We start from the raw sequence: 20,936 nt of genomic DNA, 5'->3' as shown, positions 1-20,936 counted from the left end.
GACACAATAATCCAATCAGCTATTGTTGAGTGATATAATTTGCCAAACTTTAATCTCTGATGACATAACCTTCTTTGGTCTAAGACATTTATCAAATATAATAAAAAATAGATTTTTTTAACACTTGATGCACACGGAAGAGAACAGGTTTTTTTATTGTGTTAATGCGAAATAGGGATACTCCTGTGGTAAGAGAAATTTTATTTACTAGGAATTTATAAACAATTTACAGAGCATTGTGCTGTTTTAGAAGAAGTAAAATTTATATAGCTGTAAAATTAAATAAATGAAGTTGAATCATTTCTTGATTCTCACTTGTATATTCCATTTTTTAGTATAAATTTGTAACCATTGTGTAAGGTTAAGCAACTTGGTTATGGATGAATATATGACGCTTTCAGAAACTTCTGAATATATAGGTAAAAGTAAAGAAACGCTGCGACGTTGGGATAAAGAAGGAAAGTTAATTGCCGTTCGTGAACCTATGAGTAATTATAGGGTTTACAGAAAATCTGATGTTGACACTTTATTTGCAGATTTCTTGGATGATAATATTCAAGAAATAACATCAAATTATATTGAACCACATAATGAATATAATGTTTTAGAATTATTTGCTGGAGCAGGTGGATTAGCAGTTGGAATGGAAAAAGCTGGATTGAAATGTGTTGCTTTAAATGAAATTGACAAATGGGCTTGTAATACATTAAGAACAAATCGTCCAAATTGGAATATTTTAGAAGGAGATATTAAATCGTTTAGTTTTGTGGAATATACAAATAAAGTGGATGTTGTAACTGGTGGATTTCCCTGTCAAGCATTTAGTTATGCTGGAAAAAAACTTGGGCTGTCCGACGCAAGAGGAACGTTGTTTTATGAGTTTGCTAGAGTTGTAAAAGAAGTAAATCCGCCAATTTGTATTGGTGAAAATGTACGTGGACTATTAAGCCATGAAAATGGTAAAACACTCCAAGGAATGATTTCTATTTTAGATGAAATAGGTTATAATGTTGTTCCGGTTCAAGTTCTAAAAGCAATTAATTTTAATGTTCCTCAAAAAAGAGAACGACTGATTTTAGTAGGAATTAGAAAAGATATTGATTTGAAATTTGACTATCCAAAACCATATAAGAAAATATACAATTTAAAAGATGCTTTAAAAAAAGGAGAATTATTTGATTGTGATGTTCCAAAATCTGGAGGTTCAAAATATCCACAAAGTAAAATTGATGTTTTAGATTTGGTTCCACAAAAAGGTTACTGGCGTGATTTACCTTTAGATATTCAAAAAGAATTTATGGGTGGAAGTTTTCATCTCGGCGGTGGCAAAACCGGAATTGCAAGGCGGATAGGTTGGGACGAACCTTGTTTGACTTTAACTTGTAGTCCAGCACAAAAGCAAACCGAAAGATGCCATCCCGAAGAAACTAGACCTTTTACAGTTAGAGAATATGCGAGAATTCAAACTTTTCCTGATGATTGGAAATTTGAAGGTTCTATTGCTCAGCAATATAAACAAATTGGAAATGCTGTTCCGGTTAATTTAGGAAAAGAAGTTGGTTACTCTATCGTGAAGTTTTTGAACAAATATTACAATTTGTCAAAACCTAAATAGTAACTATAATTTTCAAAGGTTATTTGATCTATAATTGTCCTTTTTGAAATTTTGGTTTCTTTTTTGATTTCTTCTAATGCAGAATTTTCTTTTACAGATTGGTTTTTTTCAATGGAATTAAGGTAATCTTTCACTGCAACTGGAAGACTTTTATATAGCTGAAATAGTGCGTTTTCTTTTCCTGAAAGTAATGCATAAAATTGATCACCAGAAATTTTGTAAACACGACTATGGCTGTACTCTTTTCCATTAATATCTCCTTTCCAATGTTCACAAAAACTATTTTTTGCTAAAATTTGAACCCAATAGCATTTTGCTTTTTTGTAGTCATCTGCATATCTTGAAAGTTTTTGAAAAAGAGCTTCGGCGGAACTACTGTTCATAGTGTTGTGTTTGTTTTTTATATCTGCAAACAATGTGTCATCTGTCGCTTTTATATCAAATCCACTCAAATTTCCAATTTCAAAACCTTTAATCCCACCCAGTATTTGTTCATGAAAAGTACCTATAGAATTATTTATGGATTTGTCTATTTGTCGCAATATTTCGGCCTGAATTAAACTTTCTTCATCAATCGTATTAAATTCAGAATCAAAAGTTAACTTTATAGTATCAACTTTATTTGTATAAAAGTTCTTTTTCGTAATGTTGTTTTTAGCTTTTAAGTAGGCGAAATGAAGATTTGCAATGCAATCTAGAAAGTGTTTATCAGAAATAAAATCAACATACTTATTTTTCATGTTTCTTTAAATTTGTTTTTGTTTGCTAAACTATGAACTTAATTTGGATTTTTCAAAAGATCAATTTTCTAAGATTTTAAAGTGATAAATTGTTCGTTTGTGGGAAAAACCGTTACACCAAGTTTCTCAATTAACGCTTTGCTCTACAAACGTTTTCAACTTCCTCAACTCAAACTATTTGCTTTTCACATTTTGTCTATTATTCAATATCAATCAAATATATTAAAAATTGAACTATTTTATTTATTCGGGAATAAACATAATTCGCTTAATCATCTGTTCTTCATAAAATTTTTAACTTCGAGTCGCAACAACCGCATAAACCAACGGAATCTTATGCTTAAGCTGTTTGCTTCTAAATTTTTTAGGCTCAAATTCTTCCATTTCGCCTAAACAATTATAAGGTGAATAATCAAATTCCTCAAAAGAATTTAGCGTTAAACCATTTGCTAGCATCGCTTGTAAAACTTCAGAAATGGGATGATTCCATGTAATTGTTTTTGTAGTTAAAGCAGCATTTTTATCCGCATAAGTACCGGTTTCTTCTTCAATTATAGTTTCTACGTTAAAATAACTGTATACAATGTTTTTAACCTCATTATCAAACATCCAAACCATCGGATGAAATTCTACCAACACGATTTTTCCACCTGGTTTTAGCAATTTAGAAACAATTTCCGCCCATTTATTTAAATCTGGTAACCATCCTAAAACGCCATAACTGGTATAAATAATATCAAATTTTTCATCAAGGTGAGCCAAGGTTTCATACACATCACAACAAATAAAACGAGCGTTTAGTTGCATTTCTTCTGCTAATGATTTTGCTACAGCAATAGCTTCTTCGGAAAAATCGACACCCGTAACGTCAGCACCTAATCGGGCTAGGGATAGCGTGTCTTGTCCAAAATGACATTGCAAATGAAGGATTTTTTTATTTTCCACATCGCCCAAAAGTGAAAGCTCAATTTGATTTAACGACGATTTTCCGTTTTTGAAATTTTCCATTTCATAAAAATCAGATTCTACATGAAACTTTGTTTTGTGGTTCCATGTTTCTTGATTTATGCGGATGTAATTATCTTCTACTTTTATGATTTTTCTTTAAAAGAGGTATGAATTTCAAAAGTAGCCATTTTTGAATTTAGTATTCCGTTTTTTTATTCGTAATTTTGCACTTTATTTTAAAACAAAAAATGATGGAAAACGGAATTTACGCTAAATTTAATACCTCAAAAGGAACAATAACAGTTAAATTAACGCATGATAAAACACCTGGAACGGTTGGAAATTTTGTTGGTTTAGCCGAAGGACAATTAGAAAATGAAGCAAAACCAATGGGAAAACCGTATTATGACGGATTAAAATTTCACCGTGTAATTGCTGATTTCATGATTCAAGGTGGTTGCCCACAAGGTCAAGGAACGGGAGGGCCAGGTTATCAATTTGATGATGAATTTCACCCTGATTTACGCCATGATACGCCAGGCGTTTTGTCTATGGCAAACGCTGGACCTGGTTCGAATGGTTCACAGTTTTTTATTACACACGTGGCTACGCCTTGGTTAGATAACAAACATACTGTTTTTGGAAATGTGATAGAAGGTCAAGCTATTGTTGATGCTATTGCACAAGGCGATATGTTGGAATCGATTGAAATTGTTCGTGTTGGCGAGGAAGCTCAAAAGTGGAATGCGATTGAAGCATTTCGAAACTTTGAAGGTTCACGTGAAAAAAGAATGGTAGAAGAAAAACAAAAAGCAGAAGCTGCACTTGAAAAAATTGCTGCTGGTTTTGAAAAAACAGAAAGCGGTTTGCGATACAAAATGATTCAAAAAGGAAGCGGAAAACAAGCCGAAAAAGGTAAAACAGTTTCAGTTCATTACGAAGGTTCGTTAGAAAATGGACAAGTTTTTGACTCGTCTTATAAACGTAAAAAACCAATTGATTTTCCATTAGGAAAAGGTCATGTGATTGAAGGTTGGGATGAAGGAATCCAATTATTACAAGTTGGCGATAAAGCTCGTTTTGTCATTCCGTCCTATCTAGGTTATGGTTCAAGCGGAGCGGGTGGCGTAATTCCACCAGACGCAACCTTAATTTTTGACGTAGAATTGATGGACGTTAAATAAGGTTGTAGGTTGTAGGATGTACGTAGGTTTTTTTAAACGTATCGACAAAAAACGGACTATTTACAAAGCAAATAATTGAAAAGCATTTGAAATCGGATGCTTTTTTTATTTTTTTTGATACATAATTTGCTGCTTACAAAAAATGGTGAACCACTGTTGTCAGGCACTGTTTTAGAAGTTATTAACAATATTTGCAAAGTCTATTTTTATAAGATAAGTTTGCTTGATTTTAACAAAATTTATACGATATTTATGAAAAATTTCTTCTTCTTAGTAGTTCTTGGAGTGATGGTATCCTGCAGTAGTGATGATGGATTTGATGATGCAAATGGTAATGTTGCTAAAAAATATATTACCAAAATCACCACCGCTGGAAATGGCGATTCAAATGTTTCTACGGTTACTTATAACGGTGATAAAAAAGTTTTATCAGCATCGGATGGTCAACAAATTAATGCATTTACATACAATACAGATGGAAGTTTAAATAAAATTTCGGGAGGTGGAGATGCACTGTTCACAAGTGAAATAATGGGAACAATTCACCAGGCTTATGAAATTGGTGATATTTTAGGATATGATTCAAAGGGAAATCCAACGCTTTTAGAATTGTATGAAGATGACTATTACACCGGCGAACGATACACCTACAAGGCTACACTTACATATGACACAAATCCTTTCGCTTTCTATTATACTTTAGATGCAGCAGGAATTATTGATGTTTTGAATAATACACAGTTAAATTTTAGTATGATAGCGGCAAGTCCAGAGATTATTTTAGCCAAATTGCTTTTGCCAGTCAATAACCCAATTAGCGTTATAATTCGAGATGAAACGAACATCGAAGTGGCACGAATTGATGTAAGTTATGTGTATAATGCAGATAAATATCCAATTTCATCACAAGTTACTGTACAAGAAGACGGATTTGTCGACCAATATTCCGTGCTTTATGATTATTTACCATAATAAGTAGTAAGTAGTTTGTAATTTGTGTAGTGTTAGCTTCAATGCTTTTACTCATTCATAAGATGATAGGTACTACACCTTATATTTTAACAAAAAAGCATTCGAAATCGAATGCTTTTTTTGTACCATCAAAATAATAATAAACCTTATATTTACCAGCAAATTGCCAATTATAGTACAGTAAGTCAATATTAAAATAAGTGAAAAACGTGCAAAATGAAGCGATTAACTGGGCAGTTTGTCCAAATTGTAAAGGAAGCGGCAAAAAAAGCCAAAAGCTTCGCAAGAAAGTACGTTTAAATTATCAAAGAGAAGTTGAGCAATTTGAAAATTCCAAAACTAAAGGTGTAGCTCCAATTCGTCCGAAAGCACATGTAAGTTCTTGTTTACATTGTGCTGGTTCAGGTTTGTTTCAAGATGCTAATCCGCCAATAAGCAATTCAGATGACTATCCGCATGTTGCCATTATTGGTGCAGGAATCGGTGGAGTTGCTTTGGCAGTTGCTTGTTTGCATCGCAGAATTCCATTTACACTTTTTGAACGAGACGCCAACTTCGAAGAACGATCACAAGGTTATGGACTAACGTTGCAACAAGCCAGTAAAGCGATGGAAGGATTCGGAATATTTTCTTTAGAGAACGGCATAGTTTCAACTAGACATTTGGTTCATACGCCAGAAGGAAAAGTTGTTGGAGAATGGGGAATGCGAAAATGGATGCCATCCGACTCAAAAAAATCACCCAAGCGAACAAATATTCATATCGCACGGCAATCCTTGCGATTAGCTTTGCTTCAACAACTTGGTGGACATGAGTCTGTTCAGTGGGGGCATCAGTTTGTGAATTACAAAGTGCTTAAAGATGAAACGGTTGAATTAAAATTTCAAGTCGACGGAAAAAGTAAAATAGCTAAAGCTGATCTAGTTGTAGGTGCTGATGGTATTCGGAGTGCGTTGCGAAATGTTCTACTTGGCGAGGCAATTTCTCCTTTGCGGTATTTAGATTGCCTTGTAATATTGGGAATTTGTTCTTTGTCTGCACTAAAAAACAGTAAAAGTTCATTATTAGATTCGGCTACTGTATTTCAAACAGGAAACGGAAATGAACGAATTTATATGATGCCATTTACTAAAGATTCGGTGATGTGGCAACTCAGTTTTCCGATGTCTGAGCAAGAAGCAAAAGCCATAAGTTCAAAAGGGAATGCTGCTTTGAAGGCAGAAGCAATTCGGCGAACACCATGGCACGATCCGATTCCTGAAATTCTAAAAGCAACTTTGGTTTCGCAAATTTCGGGCTATCCGGTTTATGATCGAACAGTATTACAACCTGAATTACTTGAAAAAGAGAAGCAAATCACCTTACTTGGTGATGCTGCTCATCCGATGAGTCCTTTTAAAGGACAAGGTGCAAATCAAGCCTTGTTAGACGCACTTGCCTTGGCTCGTGGCATTGCGAAAGGGTGCCAAGTTGCATCAAAATGGAAAGCGGTAGGCATCCGAAAAACTGTTCTAACCGAATTTGAAACAGAAATGCTCGCTCGTAGTGCTGTAAAAGTTAAAGATTCGGCCAATGCAGCAGCATATCTACATTCTGAACTCGTACTTTATGAAAGTGATCAACCAAGAGGAAAACACTACAAAAACGAAGAGTAAGTTTCTAAGATGATTCATAAATCAATAGTAAAAAGAGTATTAACCAAATACTAATTGTTTTTGGTTTAGTAGTTGCTTTTGTATCTTTACAAAATCAGTTCGATACCATGAGAGCACTTTTAATTTTTTTATTTCTAACAGGATTTTCTACAACTGCACAAGTGATTGGCGTTCCTCATTGCGGTTACGATTTTACTTCTTATTTAGTCCTCAATGTCCATGAAAATGGAAAAGCAGATAATATCCAAAATCTCAGAATAACCATCGTGGACAGCAGTGGGGCAGAAGTGATTAATAAAAACAATCGTTGGAGTTGGGTAAACAATAATAAACCCTTGCTTTTTACACCTAATTATAAAATTGATAGCAACAATAAAAAGGTAGCACAAAATGCAACCGACGGAAAATGGTTTTTTCCGTTTGCGAAAGATTATTATTTGTTGTCAATTGTGACTACATTTCCTGCTGATCAATTTCAAGTTAAGATTGAAGACATCGATCAAGAAGAAAACGGAGGACATTTTGAAACCCAAATCATTCAACTATATCCGTTTAATATGTTTGTGTTGTGCTCTTCAGAAAATGAACGGCAAGCTCAACAATTTGGACCACGAACAAATCGTCCTGTTGAAGTTATTTTGAACAAAAAAAACAACCACTAAGCTTTACTATGCCGCTTATTGGTTGTTTTTTAGATTCATTTTATAATATTATTCTATTCGGAAACCATTGGGAAGAATTGCCCCTTTTTTTACCACAATAATTCCTTCTTTAATGGAATATAAAGGAGTGTTTTCGTCCTTTAGATGATGTCCGCCATTTAGATAAACGTCATCACCAATTCGGCAGTTTTTATCTACAATTGTATTATTGATAAAACAACGTTTTCCAATTCCTATATTGATGATTTCTCGGTGATTATTGGAGCTTATTTCATCTAAATTTTGATAATAATCGCTACCCATGACATACGAATTTTGCACGGTTGAATCTTCTCCAACACGCGAACGAATTCCAATAACGGAATGAACTACTGTAGCCGAATTTAAAATGCAACCTTCTGCCACAATCGAGCGTTCAATATAGGTTTTGCCTAATATTTTACTCGGAGGTAACACGCGAGCACGCGTATAGATTTTACTGGAATTATCAAATAAATTAAACTTCGGAATTGCATCGGTTAATCCTAAATTAGCTTCAAAAAAGGAGTCAATGTTTCCGATATCTGTCCAATATCCTTCATATTGATAACTTAAAATCTTCTCTTTACCAATGGCTTGCGGAATAATTTCTTTACCAAAATCTTTCGTATTTGGGTTTTTCATTAATTCGATGAGTAACTCCCGATTAAAAATATAAATTCCCATCGAAGCTAAGTAATGTTTGCCTTCCCGTTTCATTTCCTCACTTACATCTGAAGTCCAATCAGGTAATAATTCTGCTGCAGGTTTTTCGATAAAAGAAGAAATAAAACTCTCTGAATCGGTTTTTAAAATCCCGAATTCTGGAGCTTCTTTTGCAGAAACGGGCAGTGTTGCAATGGTAATGGTTGCTCCACTTTTTTGATGAGCTTCAATCATTAAATTAAAATCCATCTGATACAATTGGTCGCCCGAAAGGATTAAGGCATAATCAAAATCATGGTTTAAGAAATGTTGCATACATTGTCGCACGGCATCGGCTGTTCCTTGAAACCAAGTTGGATTGTCTGGCGTTTGTTCTGCGGCTAAAATATCGACAAAAGCCGAACTGAAATAACTAAAATGATAGGTATTTTTGATGTGTTGATTTAACGAAGCCGAGTTGAATTGCGTTAAAACAAACATGCGTGAAATATCAGAATTGATACAATTTGATATTGGAATATCCACTAATCGGTATTTTCCAGCAATTGGAACTGCTGGTTTTGAACGACTTTCCGTTAACGGATATAAACGTGAACCTTGTCCGCCACCTAAAATGATGGCTAAAGTGCTTTTTTTCATTAGTTGTAATTTTTTAAACTTTCATATAGGCTAAGGTATTCTTTGGCCACTTTTTCCCAAGAATGGTCAATTTGCATACCTGTTTTTTGTACAGCTTGAAAGGTAGGTTTGTCATTAAATAAATCAATTCCACGGGTAATTGAATGATTGACATCATAAACACTCACGTGGTCATGGCAAATTCCAAATCCGCCATCGCCAATGTCCAAAACCGTATCTTTTAATCCGCCCGTTCGACGAACAATTGGAATAGTGCCGTATCGCAACGCATAGAGTTGATTTAATCCGCACGGTTCAACGCGAGAAGGCATCAGTAAATAATCGGCAGCGGCATAAATTTGATGGGCGAGAGCTTCATTATAACCAATGTACGCATTATAATTTCCAGTATAAAATGGAATTAATTGTTTTAAATGATGTTCTACAGCGGGATCGCCTGAACCCAAGATTAAAATATTGATTTCATTTGGATTTCGATTTAAAGCAATACTACAAATTTCTGGTAATAAATCGGCTCCTTTTTCGCTAACAAACCGTCCAATAAAGGTGAAAAGAGGCTTAGAAACGTCAAGATTAAACTGTTCGCAAATCCATTTTTTGTTTTTCTCTTTTCCCGCTTTTACATTTTTTACCGAATAATGGAATTTAAGCATCTCATCGGTTTCTGGATTCCAAACTTCCGTATCAATTCCATTTAAAATACCCACACATTTCGGACGTTCAAAACGCAATAAATTTTCTAATCCATTGGCTTTTTCACTCAATTCTTCTAAATAACTTGGCGAGACAGTAGTTACTTTCCACGCACATTTAATCGCAGAAGCTAAGGGATTAATCATTCCGTTCCATTCTAAAAAACCTAAACGGGAATTAGAAACCTGTGGCAAATAGGCCAATTTGTCAAAACTCATCCAACCTTGATATTGTCCGTTGTGAATGGTTAAAACAGTGGGAATCATTTTAAAATGAGCATATAGCGGTGCGTGAGCCATCATAAACGGAATTAAACCCGTGTGATGATCGTGGCAATGAATTATAGCTGGCTGTTGATTGGTCTCGGTTAACCAATTTAAAAAGGCGACTTGAAATGCGGTAAATCGCTCACTGTCATCTTCATACGAATAAACATTTGGTCTGTCAAATAATTCAGGAATAGCAATTAAGTAGAGCTCAAACCCTAATTTATTTGTTTTTTCTTTATGAATGGTATACGAAAACTGAAACCATCCTAACTTTAATAAACCTTGGTGAATTTTTTCAAATTCATTTTCATGAACAAATTTGGTGTCATAACCGGGTACTACCACTTTGGCATGATGACCTAACTTGTTTAAATATTTAGGAAGAGCTCCAACCACGTCGGCGAGTCCGCCCACTTTTGCTACAGGATAGCATTCGGCACTAATATGAATTATTTCCATTTAAATTTTCCATTTAATATTACACCCTATACTTGGTTTTTGAACTTCGTTTAAATGACGATTATAGAGTAGACTATCGATTGCATTTCTTAAATCGCTACCGCTTAATGGAATTCCGTTACCGGGACGAGAATCATCCAATTGACCGCGGTAAATCAATTTATTTTGGAGATTGAAAAGAAAAAAATCAGGCGTACAAGCGGCATCAAACGCTTTGGCAACTTCTTGGGTTTCATCATATAAATACGGAAATTCAAAACGGTTTTCAAAAGCAAATTCCGACATGTTTTCTGGACTATCTTGCGGATACTTCACCACATCATTACTAGAAATGGCTACAATTCCAATTCCTTGAACGCGATAATCATTCGCGATTTTGACCACTTCGTCTATAACATGAATTACATACGGACAATGATTGCAAATAAACATCACTAAAGTTCCTTTTTCACCTTTACAATCTGAAAATGTAAAAAAGTCACTTGAATTGGTGTCTTTTAATAAAAAATTAGGAGCTATAAACCCGAGTGGAATCATTTTGGATGCAGTTTGTGCCATGAAAAGAAACGAATAAAAGTTAGTGTTAAAGTTAGTGATTTTTGAGGAAGTATTCTTATTTTTAAGCTTTAATTTTATCATAAAAATAGTCATGTTAACTTGGGAAGAATTTGAAAAAATAGAAATGCGAGTGGGAACCATTTTAGAAGTAAATGATTTTCCTGAAGCTCGAAAACCTGCATATCAATTGCAAATTGATTTTGGGAAAGAACTTGGAATAAAAAAAACATCTGCACAAATTACCAAACGCTATAAAAAAGAAGAGTTAGTAGGAAAACAAGTCATTGCAGTGGTTAATTTTCCTGACAAACAAATTGGGAAATTTATGAGCGAATGTCTGGTTTTAGGCTCTGTTGGTACTGATAATGATATTGTACTGTTGTCAACGGACTTAAAGGTTGAAAATGGCTTGCGAATAGGATAAAAAAAATCCCTTCGTTTGGAAGGGATTGTGTTTTTAAATATCATCAAAATTAATGTCTGTAAAACTGGCTTTCGGACTTCCATTTAAATCTGATTCTTCTTGAATAAATTCTTTTTTGAAATCTTTTTGATGTCTTTCAGAAATTACTTCTTCGCCTTTATGATCTAAGACATACGAAGTCATTTCGTCTAAAATTTCTCTAAAGGCTACAAAATCTTCTTTATATAAATAAATTTTGTGTTTTTTAAAGTGAAAAGAACCGTCTTCTTCGGTAAACTTCTTACTTTCTGTAATCGTGATGTAATAATCATCTGCTTTGGTAGCTCTAACATCAAAGAAATACGTTCTTCTACCAGCTCTTAAAACTTTAGAAAAAATTTCGTCTTTTTCTAACATTTCATTTTCTCTCATAATCTTTCTGTCAATTTAGTGTTGTAAGTGTAAATCAAAAATCTAAAAAATATTTGAATTATCAAACAATTATGACAATTCTTTTTCAGAAAGTTGTTTTAGATATAACTCTTTATAATAACCTTCTTGATTTACTAATTGAGAATGAGTTCCTTGTTGTAAAATTTCTCCGTCTTCTAGAATGATAATTTTGTCTGCATTTTTAGCAGAAGAAACGCGATGGCTCACAATAATTGTCGTTTTGTCTTTGCAAATTTCGAATAAATTATTCAAAATTTGTTCTTCTGTCTCCGTATCTACGGCTGATAAACAGTCGTCAAAAAGTAAAATTTCAGGGTTTTTAATAATCGCTCTGGCAATAGAAACACGCTGTTTTTGACCGCCAGAAAGCGTAATTCCGCGTTCGCCTAAAATAGTTTCATATTGTTTTTTAAAGTTGATAATATTATTATGAACGACTGCTTTTTTGGCGGCATCGATAACTTCCTCGTCTGTGGCATCTTCTTTTCCGAATTTGATATTATTTTTAATACTATCCGAAAACAAAAAAGCATCTTGCGGCACAATACCAATGCTATTTCGTAAATCATACAAATTTAAATCGGACAACTTTGTTCCATCCATGGTAATGGAGCCTGCTTCAACATCATATAGCCGACAAATTAGCGATAAAATCGTTGATTTACCTGAGCCTGTTTTTCCTAAAATCGCTAAAGTTTCGCCTTTATTTACCCTAAAACTCACCTTTTTTAACGCTTGAATATTTGTATCCTCATAAGTAAAACTTACGTTATCAAAAGAAATAGCTCCTTGAATAGGCGTTGGGTTCGGATTGTTATTTTGAATTTCAGGGTCAATTTTCAAAAATTCATTGATTCGCTTTTGTGAAGCTTCTGCTTCTTGAACCAAAGAGGAAACCCAGCCGATAGATGCCACTGGCCAAATAAGCATGTTGACATATAGTATAAATTCGGCAATAGTTCCTAGATTCGGAATCGTTCCATTAATATACATCATTCCACCAAAATAAATAACGATTAAGTTACTCATTCCGATTAATAACAGCATTAAAGGACCAAACATGGCATTGACAAATGCTAAATTCATGTTTTTTGAGCGACTTTCTTCTGATAAATTAGAGAATGTAGTATTGTTTTGTGTTTCTAAGGCATAGGCTTTGATGACACGGATTCCAGAGAAAATTTCCTGAGAAAAACTGGATAAATTAGATAGGTTTTCTTGATAAATTCGACTTCTTTTATTGATTTCGGTACTTAATTTAAAAATACAATAGGAGAGAAGTGGTAATGGAAGTAAAGTATACAACGTAAGTTTGGGCGATACATTATACATATAAATAATCACAATTGTAAAACGAATAAACGTATTAATGGTATACATTACGGCTGGACCAACATACATTCTGACTTTTCCCACATCTTCAGAAATCCGATTCATTAAATCTCCTGTTCGACTTTTCTTGTAAAAACTTTGCGAAAGCCGTTCATACTGTTGAAAAACTTCATTTTTTAAATCAAATTCGACATGACGAGACATCACAATTAACGTTTGACGCATTAAAAAAGTCAAAAATCCAGCGATTACAGTTGCACCAACAATTAAACCAAGGCTGAAAAGTAATTCGTGTTTAATAACCGAAGTATCTTGAACTGGGTTCTTGATATATTGCTCAATAATATTGAGCGATTTGCTGATTAATTTAGGCGTAAAAAGTGAAAAAATTTGTGCGACAATGGTTATTAAAATACCAGTTAAAAAACGGTATTTATATTTGATAAAATATTTATTTAAATACTGAAGTTCTTTCATTGTTTTTGTAAATGGGGCAGTTCTACGGATGAAATAATGTTAAAAAAATAAGAATTGTATAATGAATGATTCTACTGTAAATGCGCAAAATAATAACAAATTACTAAAATTATCGAATAATATTGTGTTCAGTTGATTTTAATCCTACTTTTGCTCTGTCTTTTTGACAAAGTCATAATTTTTACTTTAAAATTTTTAACTATGATAGCAGAAGTAACTACTCCAAATGAACTTCAAAAAATGGATCCTGTTTTCGGACAAATATCGTTTGATAACCATGAGCAAATTGTTTTTTGCAATGACAAAGATACTGGATTAAAGGCAATAATTGGTATTCATAACACAGTTTTAGGACCAGCTTTAGGAGGTACACGTATGTGGAATTATACTAACGAATGGGAAGCATTGAATGATGTCTTGCGTTTATCTCGTGGAATGACTTACAAATCTGCTATTACAGGGTTAAACCTAGGTGGTGGAAAAGCAGTCATTATTGGCGATGCTAAAACCCAAAAAACACCAGAATTAATGCGAAAATTTGGTGAATTTGTACATTCTTTAAGCGGAAAATACATTACCGCCGAAGATGTAGGAATGCAAACGGAAGATATGGATACTGTACGCGATGTGACACCTTATGTAACAGGAATTTCAGAATCTCGTGGTGGTTCAGGCAATCCTTCACCTGTAACCGCTTATGGCGTGTATATGGGAATGAAAGCTGCTGCAAAATATAAATTTGGTTCGGATTCATTAGCAGGCAAAAAAGTATTGGTGCAGGGAATTGGCCATGTGGGTACTACTTTAGTTGATTATTTAACAAAAGAAGGTGCTATTGTCACTATTTCTGATATTAATGAAAGTCGCTTAAGCGAAATAAGTGCTCAATATGGAGCTCAAATTTATAAAGGTTCCGATTTATATTCTGCCGATGTAGACATTTATGCTCCATGTGCTTTAGGGGCAACAATTAATGACGACACCGTTTTTAAACTAAAAGCTTCCATTGTTGCTGGTGCAGCAAATAATCAATTGGCAAATGAAAGTATTCATGGCAAAATTTTAAGAGAACGTGGTATTTTGTATGCTCCTGATTTCTTGATAAATGCTGGTGGAATCATCAATGTAAATGCTGAAATTGAGCATTATGACAAAGCAGAAGCAATGCGAAGAACAGAAAATATTTATAACACTACATTAGAAATATTTGACTATGCCGTGAAAAATAATGTTGGAACACATCAAGCAGCTTTAATAATTGCTCAAAATAGAATTGACCAACGCAAGAAAGAAAATGGCAAATAATTATTTGTTTCCAATAAAATAATATTATTTTTGTGACGCTCTTAGGGGCGTCACTAATTTTTAAAAAAGTTCTTACAACGTGTTAAATAGAAGACATATTCGGGTAAAAGTATTGCAAGTTATTTATGCAATGCATCTAAGTGGTTCTGAGGATTTGGAAAAAGAAGAAAAATTCTTGTTTTCAAGTATGGAAAGTATTCAGGATTTATATTTGATTGTGATTTCGGCACTTATTGAAATCAGAAAAAAAGAAGAACTTTTCTTAGAAAGAGCATCTAAAAAACATTTGGCAACACCACAAGATTTAAAACCAAATCGCAAGTTTAGTGGTAATAAAGTGTTACAGTTTTTAGAAGACAATAATTCTATTTCAATCGCTTTAGAAAAACGTAAAATTAATAATTGGAATCAGAATGATGATTTAATTTTAATTTTGTTAGAAGACATCAAAAAAAGTGCACTTTACGAAGCGTATTTAGCTAATCCAGACCAATCTTTTGAAGGTGATAGAAAATTTGTAGTAGAAATGTTTACCGAATTAATTGCGGCAAATGATAAGCTATATGACTATTTAGAGGATTATAAATTGACATGGGTTGATGATATTCCGTTAGTGAATACATTTTTGCTAAAACAATTGAAACACATTGAGGAAGATAACGAACAGTCGTTTAACGTTTTGCCGTTATATAAAGATTTAGAAGACAAAGATTTTGGGCGTGATTTATTTCGAAAAACGGTTTTAAATGAGAGTGAGTTGGCAAAAGAATATATTGATCGAACGCCAAATTGGGATCCCGACAGAATTTCTGAAGTTGATACCATTATGTTGAAAATGGCTATTTGTGAATTTTTGCGTTTTCCGTCCATTCCAATTAAAGTAACCATCAATGAATATCTTGAAATCGCAAAGGAATATGCCACTCCAAAAAGTAGTATTTTCATTAATGGGGTACTCGATAATTTAGTGAAAGATTTACAAAAAACAAATAAGTTAAATAAAACCGGTCGCGGTTTAATGTAATAGTTAAATTATGGTAAGAAAAATTATTTTAGGAGTTGTTTTATGTGCTTTTACCTCTTTGATTTCGTGTAAAAAAGAGGAAGCACTTTCCAAAATTGATCCAAAAAGCACGGATGTTCAAATGAATTATCAGTCAAATGTAGTTGATGCAGCCAATCCAGCAGCACCAGTTCAGCCAGAAACAACAGCAAATTCCCAAGCTCAACAAACGCCTTCTGCTCCAGCAGATGGAAAATATCCAGCCATGACTTTTGCAAAAAAAGAACACAACTTTGGAACGATTAACGAGGGCGATAAAGTAGAAACGGTATTTACATTTACCAATACGGGAGAAGCCGATTTAATCATTTCAAATGCCTCAGGTTCATGTGGATGTACCGTACCAGAATTTCCTAAAGAACCAATAAAACCAGGTAAAACAGGAAAATTAAAAGTTACTTTTGACAGTAATGGAAAACCCGGGAAACAACAAAAATCAGTAACAATTACGGCTAATACGCAAAGTACACGTGAAGTATTAACCATTAATGCCGAAGTTACGCCAAAAGTAAAAACAGAAGAAACTAAACAATAGTAAATTTAAAACATGGAAAATCTACAGTCTTTATTACCCTTTTTATTAATGTTCGTGGTCATTTATTTTTTTATGATCAGACCACAACAAAAACGTGCCAAACAAGAAAAAGAATACGAAAGTAGCCTGAAAGTAGGCGATAGAATTATCACTAAAAGCGGTCTTCACGGTAAAATTGCAGAAGTTTCTGAAGGAACAGTGGTTATCGAAACAATGTCTGGAAAATTAAAAATGGAGCGTTCTGCCATTTCAATGGAAATGAGTGCCAAATTATCTGAAAAGAAATAGTTTTTCAAATCTAAACTAAAAAAACCGATGCTTCAATAGACCAGGCTTTTTTTTGATAACACGTCCACAGTTGTAGCTAGTCGACTGAGTTTTGTCAATTAGGAGAAAAATGAAAATTTAAAAACAAACTAAGAATCAACCGAAAACCAGCAATTGCTTTTGACGCTTTTTACAGATAGCCTTTGTTCTTGTTAGTTTTCCGAATATTATTAAGATAATTTGTAATTGGTTTAAATGGAGAATCTATTTCCAATTCAGCTTTTTCTTTAATTTTTTGGGGAGCATCAATTTTATTTAAAAAGACATCAATACCCGTGATGTTTTGATTCCCTGAATATTTCGTTTTTCTATAACTTATTTTAAAACCACTGTTTATTACCAAGTTTAAAATTTCTTGAATTAAATGCTGAAAGTCTTTTTGACAAGAAAATGTCAAATCATCAATATATCTTGTATAAGTGATATTGTGAAGATTACAAAAATTAATTAACTCATAATCCGTCTGAAGAAAAACAACATTTGAAATGTGAGTACTTGTTGGAGTTCCTTGTGGCAACGAATATTTCCAGGTTGTAAGTTTGCATAAATATCCTGCAAAATGATTACTGTGTCCTAATTTAAGAAAAGTATCATAAACCTTTTGAGAAGTTATTGAAGGATAAAAATCTTGTAAATCGGTTGTCAACACATATTTTTTCCCTTGATGAGGTTTTGCATTTGTAATATTACTGCAACCTTTTACACCTCCATGAACATTTTTTGGTAATTCAATTGGAGTTAAAATTCTATTTTTTATTCGATGTTGTGCTAATTTCAGATCACTTGAGGAAGGTCTAATTACTCTTTGTTTTATCGTTCCATCTTTATATTTTTTGAAATCATTTTTTTTCTTATCAAACTTTTTTTCAAACCATTCTCTATAAAAAACATCAACATTGTCAATTAAATACAAAACCCTTTCTGGTGAAAACCCGATGATTGCACCAAACTTTTTTAGTTGATATTTTTTAAACTTCGAAGAAATCACTGATAAAGTTTTTTACAGTTGGACTAAGAATTTCGAAGGCTTCTCTTTTCTCTGGACTTATGTCTTGATCATTTAATGATAAAAAAAATAGAATAGGTAAGGGTACATCAAGATTCAAGCTTATTTCTTTCAAAGTTGAAAGATTTGGCTCTTTGAGATTACCTTCAATTTGTGATAGATAAGTTTGGGTGATACCGCATAAAGCGGCAAACTCTGATTGAGTTTGCCTTTTTTCTTTTCTAATATTTTTAATAACTGTGCCTAAATCCATGATTAATATTTTGGAAAAATTTAAGGAGCGTCGGAGTTTACAAAAGGTCAATACTAAAGTTTTCATGATAAATCTGTTTTAAGTGAAAAATTTACAAATTAATTCAACAATTTTAACTATCTCTTGTTTGAGATGCTTGTCGGTTAACCCTTTTTTACTTTTCAGACTTTGAAGTTTAGCAATTGCTTCATTTAAGACAATTAAGTCTTCTACCGAAAGAGAACACTGGCTCTTTGTGATAATAGTTTCGATACATAGTATGAAACTATCGATGTTTCGATTTCTTTTTAATCTTGACATTTGAAATTTTATTTAGTTAGGACAATATTGTCCTGCTTCATTGCCAATCTGTCCGAACTAAATGCGTAAACAATGTTCTCTTACACTCACTTAAAATATCCCTGCTTCAAAAAAGAATTTGAAACAGATTGAACAACATCTAATCTCTTTGCGTAATAACTTTTAATTGCTTAAGACGTATGACACTTTTGAGGGGTTGATGCCGCTAACTCACCTTATAAAGGTTATCTAATTACTTAGACTACAAATGAACTTCACTTAGTACCGACTCGAAACATATTTCAAAGAACTGAGTACAAAGATATACAAAATATATTACTGACAGTTAATAAATATATTTTTTTGGATTTTTTTTGAACACTAGAGAATAACTATAACGGTAACTTATATTTAGGTCTTACAATCATGAAATTAAATAGTTTCAAATTAATTTAAAAATAAATATTTAATTACGTTTCGATTGCTTATTGTTTTAGGAACACTTGATTATGAAACTCGTTTTTTATTCAACAGTCACTTTTATAGAAAAATCGAACATTTTGTTGTGGCAGGATGGGCAATAATTCCTTGTTGGATGGATTGTGATTTTTCCGTATTTGAATTTATCTATGTATTCCGGATGCTCGGATTGAAGTTCATAATCTGTGTATAATTTGTACACAATTGGGTCATACATTTTGTAGTTGATGGTCTCCATCTTCCCCGTTTTAGTATTAATCGCCGGACCTAAACACACATTTTGAAATTTAAGGCGACCACCTCCAAATTTGAATCTTTTGGAGTAGCTGCAAGAATTGCAAGTGCCTATCATTTCGTGTTCCATACCTTCGAGTTTAAGCTTTACTTATTTTCAAAAATACCTTTTAAAATGAATTTTTATGGATTTTAAAATGAAAGAATATTAACAAAATAGAGGGTTATCAACAAATTGAAAAAGCCTAGTCGACAGACCAGGCTTTTGCGTTTTAATTACCTTTTACAATACCTATACAAAATCACACGGCGTAAATCATTGATGACGTTAATGTTTTGATGGAATTGCTGCTCTTTTTCCTCTAGGAGTTTAAGAACTGCCACATTTTTTTTATGTTTTTCAAAATCAGCCATCATTTCATTGGCTTGAGCATTCAAATTTTTCGAAAAATCATTGATTCTAATGTACGGAATGACAGACCCGATTAAAAACTGGTGCCAGAATTTGACTCTCCATAAGCTGCTGCAGATGGATTCCATATTTTCATAATCTTCGCGACATTGGAAGATGATAACAAAGCAATTCGGGCAGGATTGCTTCATTGGTTTGCCTGTGTTTAATCCTTTGTTAAGGATAAAAAAGTGCGGGTTTGTGTAGGTTGTTCCGCTTGCGTGGTGTTTCATTTTAAAATTAATCATATCATGGCGTTTAAAGGATTTCTGAACTGGACACACTTTTTCATTAAAATTTTTTAAAAGAAAAAAAAGAAAAAAAAAGAAAGCAGTCTAGCCAAGTGGAGGGTTTCAAAAAAGCAAGTTTTTTAAAAAAAAATACTACCACCCTGATATCCCCTATGGAAGTCGGATTATGAATTTTGCTAGAAAAGTTGTTATTAAAAGATAGGGGGTGGTGGAGATTTTTTTTAAAACCCGTAGGGCTTGAACTTGTTTTTTTGTAAACCCGGAACTTAACTTTGCTACCTTTTTTTTTATTTTTTATTTTTTGATTCGGAGCACACTTTTTCTATGGAAGTCGGATTTTATGTTTCGGAGGAAGGTTTTTCCGCAAGGGTATCGAATTTTGGAGGCGGATAAAAAAACCAAAAAACAATAACAACGCTTTTTATCCGAAACCGAAATTTGATACTCTTGCTGCACTGTTTGATTTTTGAGGGTGCTTGATTTTTGTTTAAAGTTTAATGTTTAAACGTTTAATGTTGTTGCTACGGAGATGGGAAGCACCTTCAAAAAACAATGAAAACACTTCCGATTTAATTCTATTTGAAAGATGAATTTTGTTTCGGAGGATGTCTTTTTTTGTTTCGGAGGATGGTTTTTCTGCAAGGGTATCGAATTTTGGAGGCGGATAAAAAAACCAAAAAACAATAACAACGCTTTTTATCCGAAACCGAAATTTGATACTCTTGCTGCACTGTTTGATTTTTGAGGGTGCTTGATTTTTGTTTAAAGTTTAATGTTTAAACGTGGATATGCAAATAAAAATTACAGTTTAAGTTAAGCGACATTTTTGTAAATGTTGTTTTGATTATTAAATTCTTCTATTGTTTTGTAATTCAATGCACCGTGGCGTCTTTTTTTGTTGTACCAGATTTCTATGTATTCAAAGATTTCTAGTTCCATTTGTTGCTTCGTTATGAGTTTGTTGCCATAAATTAATTCGGTCTTTAATGATTTAAAAAAGCTCTCAGCT

At 33.2% G+C, this 20,936-nt stretch carries 22 protein-coding genes; 10 read left to right on the top strand and 12 right to left on the bottom strand.

What is annotated here, in order from left to right; all coding sequences use genetic code 11:
- Window positions 1–370 precede the first annotated feature (370 nt).
- Window positions 371–1,615 carry a DNA (cytosine-5-)-methyltransferase gene (dcm, locus tag PHR76_RS09810; protein WP_300061718.1) on the top strand — a complete coding sequence of 415 codons (1,245 nt, stop codon included), beginning with the start codon at window positions 371–373 and terminating at the stop codon, window positions 1,613–1,615.
- Here dcm and PHR76_RS09805 read toward each other — a convergent pair.
- A complete protein-coding gene (locus PHR76_RS09805) occupies window positions 1,591–2,355 on the bottom strand; it encodes an Eco47II family restriction endonuclease (protein WP_300061715.1) in 765 nt (254 codons plus the stop codon). The genes dcm and PHR76_RS09805 overlap by 25 nt on opposite strands.
- A 294-nt stretch (window positions 2,356–2,649) precedes the next feature.
- Window positions 2,650–3,450 (bottom strand): class I SAM-dependent methyltransferase, encoded by an 801-nt coding sequence (locus PHR76_RS09800; RefSeq protein ID WP_300061758.1) that lies wholly within the window; start codon window positions 3,448–3,450, stop codon window positions 2,650–2,652.
- 104 nt (window positions 3,451–3,554) lie between these two features.
- On the opposite strand from PHR76_RS09800, the gene PHR76_RS09795 reads away from it, so the two are divergent.
- From PHR76_RS09795 to PHR76_RS09780, 4 genes are all read left to right on the top strand, one after another.
- Window positions 3,555–4,487 carry a peptidylprolyl isomerase gene (locus tag PHR76_RS09795; protein WP_300061712.1) on the top strand — a complete coding sequence of 311 codons (933 nt, stop codon included), beginning with the start codon at window positions 3,555–3,557 and terminating at the stop codon, window positions 4,485–4,487.
- 252 nt (window positions 4,488–4,739) lie between these two features.
- A complete protein-coding gene (locus tag PHR76_RS09790) occupies window positions 4,740–5,459 on the top strand; it encodes a hypothetical protein (RefSeq protein WP_300061709.1) in 720 nt (239 codons plus the stop codon).
- A 200-nt stretch (window positions 5,460–5,659) separates the two neighbouring features.
- Entirely contained in the window at window positions 5,660–7,114 is a 1,455-nt protein-coding gene (locus tag PHR76_RS09785) for an NAD(P)/FAD-dependent oxidoreductase (protein WP_300061706.1), read from the top strand.
- Between the two features lie 107 nt (window positions 7,115–7,221).
- Window positions 7,222–7,776, top strand: a complete 555-nt coding sequence (locus PHR76_RS09780; protein WP_300061703.1) for a hypothetical protein — start codon at window positions 7,222–7,224, stop codon at window positions 7,774–7,776.
- A gap of 48 nt (window positions 7,777–7,824) precedes the next feature.
- Here the strand turns inward: PHR76_RS09780 and PHR76_RS09775 are convergent, their stop codons facing one another.
- From PHR76_RS09775 to PHR76_RS09765, 3 genes are read right to left on the bottom strand one after another with little or no spacing between them, the layout of a single operon-like run.
- Entirely contained in the window at window positions 7,825–9,099 is a 1,275-nt protein-coding gene (locus PHR76_RS09775) for a glucose-1-phosphate adenylyltransferase (protein ID WP_300061700.1), read from the bottom strand.
- Entirely contained in the window at window positions 9,099–10,520 is a 1,422-nt protein-coding gene (locus tag PHR76_RS09770; RefSeq protein WP_300061697.1) for a glycogen synthase, read from the bottom strand. Before PHR76_RS09770 ends, PHR76_RS09775 begins: the two co-directional genes overlap by 1 nt.
- Window positions 10,521–11,078 carry a thioredoxin family protein gene (locus PHR76_RS09765; protein ID WP_300061694.1) on the bottom strand — a complete coding sequence of 186 codons (558 nt, stop codon included), beginning with the start codon at window positions 11,076–11,078 and terminating at the stop codon, window positions 10,521–10,523.
- Between the two features lie 91 nt (window positions 11,079–11,169).
- On the opposite strand from PHR76_RS09765, the gene PHR76_RS09760 reads away from it, so the two are divergent.
- The gene (locus PHR76_RS09760) at window positions 11,170–11,502 is read left to right on the top strand and encodes a tRNA-binding protein (protein WP_300061691.1); all 333 of its coding nucleotides are present in this window, start codon (window positions 11,170–11,172) and stop codon (window positions 11,500–11,502) included.
- A gap of 33 nt (window positions 11,503–11,535) precedes the next feature.
- On the opposite strand, the gene PHR76_RS09755 is transcribed toward PHR76_RS09760, so the two are convergent.
- Window positions 11,536–11,913, bottom strand: a complete 378-nt coding sequence (locus PHR76_RS09755; protein WP_300061688.1) for a PUR family DNA/RNA-binding protein — start codon at window positions 11,911–11,913, stop codon at window positions 11,536–11,538.
- A 69-nt stretch (window positions 11,914–11,982) separates the two neighbouring features.
- Window positions 11,983–13,743 (bottom strand): ABC transporter ATP-binding protein, encoded by a 1,761-nt coding sequence (locus PHR76_RS09750; RefSeq protein ID WP_300061685.1) that lies wholly within the window; start codon window positions 13,741–13,743, stop codon window positions 11,983–11,985.
- Between the two features lie 201 nt (window positions 13,744–13,944).
- Here PHR76_RS09750 and PHR76_RS09745 point away from each other — a divergent pair, with 201 nt between their 5' ends.
- From PHR76_RS09745 to yajC, 4 genes are all read left to right on the top strand, one after another.
- Window positions 13,945–15,048, top strand: a complete 1,104-nt coding sequence (locus tag PHR76_RS09745) for a Glu/Leu/Phe/Val dehydrogenase (RefSeq protein ID WP_300061682.1) — start codon at window positions 13,945–13,947, stop codon at window positions 15,046–15,048.
- Window positions 15,049–15,127: 79 nt separating this feature from the next.
- Window positions 15,128–16,072: a transcription antitermination protein NusB gene (locus tag PHR76_RS09740; protein ID WP_300061679.1), complete on the top strand. Its 945-nt coding sequence runs from the start codon at window positions 15,128–15,130 to the stop codon at window positions 16,070–16,072.
- Between the two features lie 10 nt (window positions 16,073–16,082).
- Window positions 16,083–16,646, top strand: coding sequence for a DUF1573 domain-containing protein (locus PHR76_RS09735; RefSeq protein WP_300061676.1), 564 nt, complete (start codon window positions 16,083–16,085; stop codon window positions 16,644–16,646).
- A 12-nt stretch (window positions 16,647–16,658) separates the two neighbouring features.
- Window positions 16,659–16,934 carry a preprotein translocase subunit YajC gene (gene yajC, locus PHR76_RS09730; protein ID WP_300061673.1) on the top strand — a complete coding sequence of 92 codons (276 nt, stop codon included), beginning with the start codon at window positions 16,659–16,661 and terminating at the stop codon, window positions 16,932–16,934.
- Between the two features lie 169 nt (window positions 16,935–17,103).
- Here yajC and PHR76_RS09725 read toward each other — a convergent pair whose 3' ends face one another.
- The 5 genes from PHR76_RS09725 to PHR76_RS09705 form a co-directional block, all read right to left on the bottom strand.
- Window positions 17,104–17,886, bottom strand: a complete 783-nt coding sequence (locus PHR76_RS09725; RefSeq protein WP_300061669.1) for a reverse transcriptase family protein — start codon at window positions 17,884–17,886, stop codon at window positions 17,104–17,106.
- 55 nt (window positions 17,887–17,941) lie between these two features.
- Window positions 17,942–18,298 carry a helix-turn-helix transcriptional regulator gene (locus PHR76_RS09720; protein ID WP_300061667.1) on the bottom strand — a complete coding sequence of 119 codons (357 nt, stop codon included), beginning with the start codon at window positions 18,296–18,298 and terminating at the stop codon, window positions 17,942–17,944.
- A 736-nt stretch (window positions 18,299–19,034) separates the two neighbouring features.
- Window positions 19,035–19,229 (bottom strand): hypothetical protein, encoded by a 195-nt coding sequence (locus PHR76_RS09715; RefSeq protein WP_300061663.1) that lies wholly within the window; start codon window positions 19,227–19,229, stop codon window positions 19,035–19,037.
- Window positions 19,230–19,501: 272 nt separating this feature from the next.
- Window positions 19,502–19,909, bottom strand: coding sequence for a hypothetical protein (locus PHR76_RS09710; protein WP_300061660.1), 408 nt, complete (start codon window positions 19,907–19,909; stop codon window positions 19,502–19,504).
- An 831-nt stretch (window positions 19,910–20,740) separates the two neighbouring features.
- The coding region (locus tag PHR76_RS09705; RefSeq protein WP_300061657.1) for an IS3 family transposase at window positions 20,741–20,936 on the bottom strand (196 nt) is incomplete at its 5' end.

Source organism: Flavobacterium sp. (assembly GCF_028689845.1).
Taxonomy (GTDB): domain Bacteria; phylum Bacteroidota; class Bacteroidia; order Flavobacteriales; family Flavobacteriaceae; genus Flavobacterium.
The sequence above is the reverse complement of the archived record's forward strand: the minus strand, read 5'-3'. Positions and strand labels throughout refer to the sequence as shown.